The 3,811-nt window shown below is 63.0% G+C and carries 2 protein-coding genes and 1 pseudogene; 2 read left to right on the forward strand and 1 reads right to left on the reverse strand.

From position 1 onward, the window contains the following. The first annotated feature begins 321 nt into the window (after nt 1-321). The gene (locus WA702_RS09130; RefSeq protein ID WP_425110199.1) at nt 322-1,842 is read left to right on the forward strand and encodes an ATPase domain-containing protein; all 1,521 of its coding nucleotides are present in this window, start codon (nt 322-324) and stop codon (nt 1,840-1,842) included. Further along, nucleotides 1,832-3,532 (forward strand): response regulator, encoded by a 1,701-nt coding sequence (locus WA702_RS09135; protein ID WP_425110198.1) that lies wholly within the window; start codon nt 1,832-1,834, stop codon nt 3,530-3,532. The genes WA702_RS09130 and WA702_RS09135 overlap by 11 nt, the downstream gene beginning before the upstream one ends. 72 nt (nt 3,533-3,604) lie before the next feature. Here WA702_RS09135 and WA702_RS09140 read toward each other — a convergent pair. After that, nucleotides 3,605-3,811, reverse strand: a pseudogene (locus tag WA702_RS09140) (uroporphyrinogen decarboxylase); the annotation flags it as partial.

Consider the following 3,811-nt stretch of genomic DNA (forward strand, 5'->3'; position numbering starts at 1 on the left):
AAATCCCGCGTGACAATCACGCAAGTCAAATTCAACTATGTCGATGTCATTGGAAAAAGGAGCCCGCAGGCGCGCATTCAACAAGGCACAGCGGCTAATCGAATACACAACACTATACCGTATGGCCACTCTTTGCAAGAGCGCGGAATCGATCTCGACGGCGGCCGCCCCGACAGCCGGCAGCCCGCTCCTGCGGCGGTGGAACCTGCCGGTTCCGAATTCGTTGTTTACGTTCCTTTTCGGTCGCAATCCGGGTCGCTGGCCTGCGGACTTATGCGGCGCCATCAACGCCCTTTTGGGGGAAAAGCGGCAGGAAGTTCGATGACAGTTACAACCAATGCGGCTCAGAACGGTGAACCCGGTGATTTGCCGAGGGTGTCGACCGGCAGCGAGGGCTTGGACGACATCCTAGGCGGCGGCTTCGACGCCAACAGAATGTACCTCTACGAGGGCCGGCCCGGCACCGGCAAAACCACTTTGGCGCTGCAATTCCTGCTCAAGGGGGTCGGTGCCGAAGAACGCGTGCTCTACATCTCCTTGTCCGAAACCAAGCGCGAGCTGAGCCTGGTTACAAAGCGGCACGGCTGGTCGCTGGACGGCGTCGACATCTTCGAACTTGTCCCACCCGAGACGACGCTCGATCCGGAACGCGAGCTGACGGTGTTCCACCCTGCCGAAATGGAGCTGAGCGAGACCACGAACCTGATCTTCAAGGAGGTCGAGCGCATCAATCCGACCCGCGTGGTGCTCGACAGCCTCTCCGAGCTGCGGCTGCTGGCCCAGAGCCCGCTGCGTTACCGGCGCCAGGTTCTGGCTCTGAAACATTTCTTCACCAACCGCAATTGCACGGTCGTGCTGCTTGACGATCTGTCTTCGTCGCAGGATGACCTGCAGCTGCATTCGATCGCGCATGGCGTGGTGATGCTCGAGCAGATCGCCATCGATTACGGCGCCGAGCGGCGCCGGCTTCGGGTGATCAAGATGCGCGGCATCCGGTTCCGCGGCGGCTACCATGATTTCACCATTGAAAAAGGCGGATTGCGGGTTTTCCCGCGCCTCGTCGCGGCCGAACATCACAAGCCGTTTTCAGGTGAGGTCGTGAGCAGCGGAAATGCCGAGCTCGACCAGCTCCTGGGCGGAGGCCTGGAGCGCGGTACGAACGCGCTTCTCATCGGCTCCGCCGGCGTCGGCAAATCGTCGGTTGCGCTGACCTATGCGATCGCAACCGCTGAACGCGGCGAGCACGCTGTGTTCTTCGCCTTCGATGAAGGCCGCGGCACGGTTGAAGCCCGAGCCCGGACGCTTGGGTTGCCGCTGGAAAAACATATGGATTCGGGACATATCCGGTTCCAGCAAATCGATCCCGCCGAGCTGTCGCCCGGTGAGTTCGCCGCAAGCGTGCGGAAGAGTGTTGAACTGGACAATGCTCGGGTCGTCATCATCGATAGCCTGAACGGCTATCTGAACGCGATGCCGGATGAGCGATTTCTCATTCTGCAGATGCATGAGCTTCTGACCTATCTCGCGCAGCAGGGTGTGTTGACGATCCTGGTGCTCGCCCAGCATGGCCTGGTCGGTCCCATGGAAACCCCGCTCGACATCAGCTATTTGAGCGATGCAGTGCTGATGCTGCGCTATTTCGAGCTGGGCGGAACGGTGCGGCGGGCCTTGTCGGTGGTCAAGAAGCGCAGCGGCAATCACGAACATACCATCCGCGAGTTTCGCCTCAGCAGCGCCGGCATCACGCTCGGCCCGCCGCTCAGGGACTTCATCGGCATTTTCTCCGGCAATCCACGTTATACCGGCACGGCCGTGCCGGAGGGCCGGCCGGATGAGCGCTGAGCTGGACTATCGCGTGCTCGTGTTTGCTCCGATCGGCCGCGATGGTCCGGCGTCCGCCGAGCTTTTCCGCAGCTCGAATCTGGAAGCGATCAACTGCCGAAGCCTTCCTGAATTGATCGGCGAAATGACTGCCGGCGTGGGCGCCGTCTTTCTTGCCGAGGAAGGTCTGTTCGGGAGGGACACGACGCCCCTGGCGCGGTGGATCGAGACGCAACCACCATGGTCCGACCTTCCGTTCGTGGTTCTCACCAGCCATCGCGAGCAGCCGTCGGTTCTGGCCTGGCGCCGAAGCATGGTCGAGTTGCTCCGTAACGTGTCGCTGCTGGAACGGCCGGTGCAGCCGATCACGCTGACCAGCGCGATTCAATCGGCGATGCGGGCGCGCCGGCGGCAATACGAGATCCGCGCGTTGCTCGCGGCGCGCGAGCAGACCGCCCAGCAGCTCGAGAAGCTCGTGGTGGAGCGCACGCGGGCGCTCGAGGAAGCCAACAGGCAGTTGCGCATCGAGATGGAGGAGCGCACCCGGATCGAAGAGACCCTTCGCCAGGCCCAGAAGATCGAAGCTATCGGCCAGTTGACCGGCGGCGTGGCGCACGATTTCAACAATCTGCTGATGGTGATTTCCGGCGGGCTCGACATGCTCGACCGCCAGACCGACCTGGACCGACGGCGACGCCTGATGGATGGCATGATCCAGGCGGCGCAGCGCGGCGCCAGCTTGACCCGGCAGCTTCTGGCTTTCTCACGCCGCCAAAAGCTTCGACCGGAGCCTGTCGACGTGGCCTCGCAGATCGGCGGCATGCGCGAGCTGCTCGATCGAAGCCTGAGAGGCGACGTTCACGTCGAGTTCGATTTTCCGGAGGGTCTATGGCCGGTGGAGGTCGATCCCGGCGAACTCGAGCTGGTCATTCTCAACCTGGCCGTCAATGCGCGGGATGCGATGCCGAACGGCGGCACCATCCTGGTCCGCGGCGAGAATTTGCCTGATCTCAGGGATGAGCAGATCGCCGGCGACTATGTGCGCCTGTCGGTCATCGATAACGGCACCGGCATGAGCGCGGATGTGCTGGCCCGTGTGTTCGAGCCATTCTTCACGACCAAGGACGTTGGCAAGGGCTCGGGACTGGGCCTTGCACAGGTGCACGGATTTGTCGCCCAGTCGCGCGGCACGGTCCGCGTCAAATCGGAAATCGGCAAAGGGACCAGCATCGAGCTCTACCTGCCTCGCTCGCGAAAATCGCCGACCAGGGCGCGGCATTTGATCGAACTGAACGAGGTCAGGACGCGGCCGAAGAAGGGCAGTCATGGCCAGGTTCTGGTGGTCGAGGATGACGATGAGGTTGCCGCACTGGTCAGCGAGATGCTGGCGCAGCTCGGCTACGAGGTCACCCGCGCCGCCAGCGCCGCGGCGGCCCTCGGCGCCTTGGCTGACGGCCGCTCCGTCGACCTGGTGTTTTCGGATATCATGATGCCTGGCGGCATGAATGGGGTCGAGCTCGCGCGAGAGATCAAGCGACGGCGAAGCGACATGCCGATATTGCTGACCAGCGCCTACGCCGAAGCCGCCATCCATGATGCCGAAGGGGCAGGTGTCCAGATCTTGCCGAAGCCCTACCATATCGACGAGCTCGCCGCCGCGCTGAGCGCGGCAAAGTCTGACCTGCCGCTCGCTCGTGAACGGCAAGGGTGAGGATTTCGGCGGCTTTGGCGGCCGGCGTAATGGACGGCCCCGATAGCTCGAAGTTGCCGAACGGTAGTGCAGCTAGGGCGCAAGCTGCGCCAATCCTTTCCAGTCGAAATCGATGCCGTGGCCGGGACGCGCCGGCGCCAATGCCAGGCCCTCCTCGAGCACCAGCGGGTGCGCGATGTAACGGTCGAGTCCAAACCCGTGCGCCTCGAGGTAAGAGCGGTTGGGGCAGGCGGCGAGCAGATGTACGGTGATGTCGTGCGCGCCGTGGCTGGTGACCGG

The organism is Bradyrhizobium sp. (genome assembly GCF_049798375.1).
In the GTDB taxonomy this organism is placed as follows: Bacteria; Pseudomonadota; Alphaproteobacteria; order Rhizobiales; family Xanthobacteraceae; genus Bradyrhizobium.

Coding starts and splice junctions, on each gene's coding strand:
- WA702_RS09130 (WP_425110199.1), top strand. CDS start 322: ATGACAGTTACAACCAATGCGGCTCAGAACGGTGAACCCGGTGATTTG.
- WA702_RS09135 (WP_425110198.1), top strand. CDS start 1,832: ATGAGCGCTGAGCTGGACTATCGCGTGCTCGTGTTTGCTCCGATCGGC.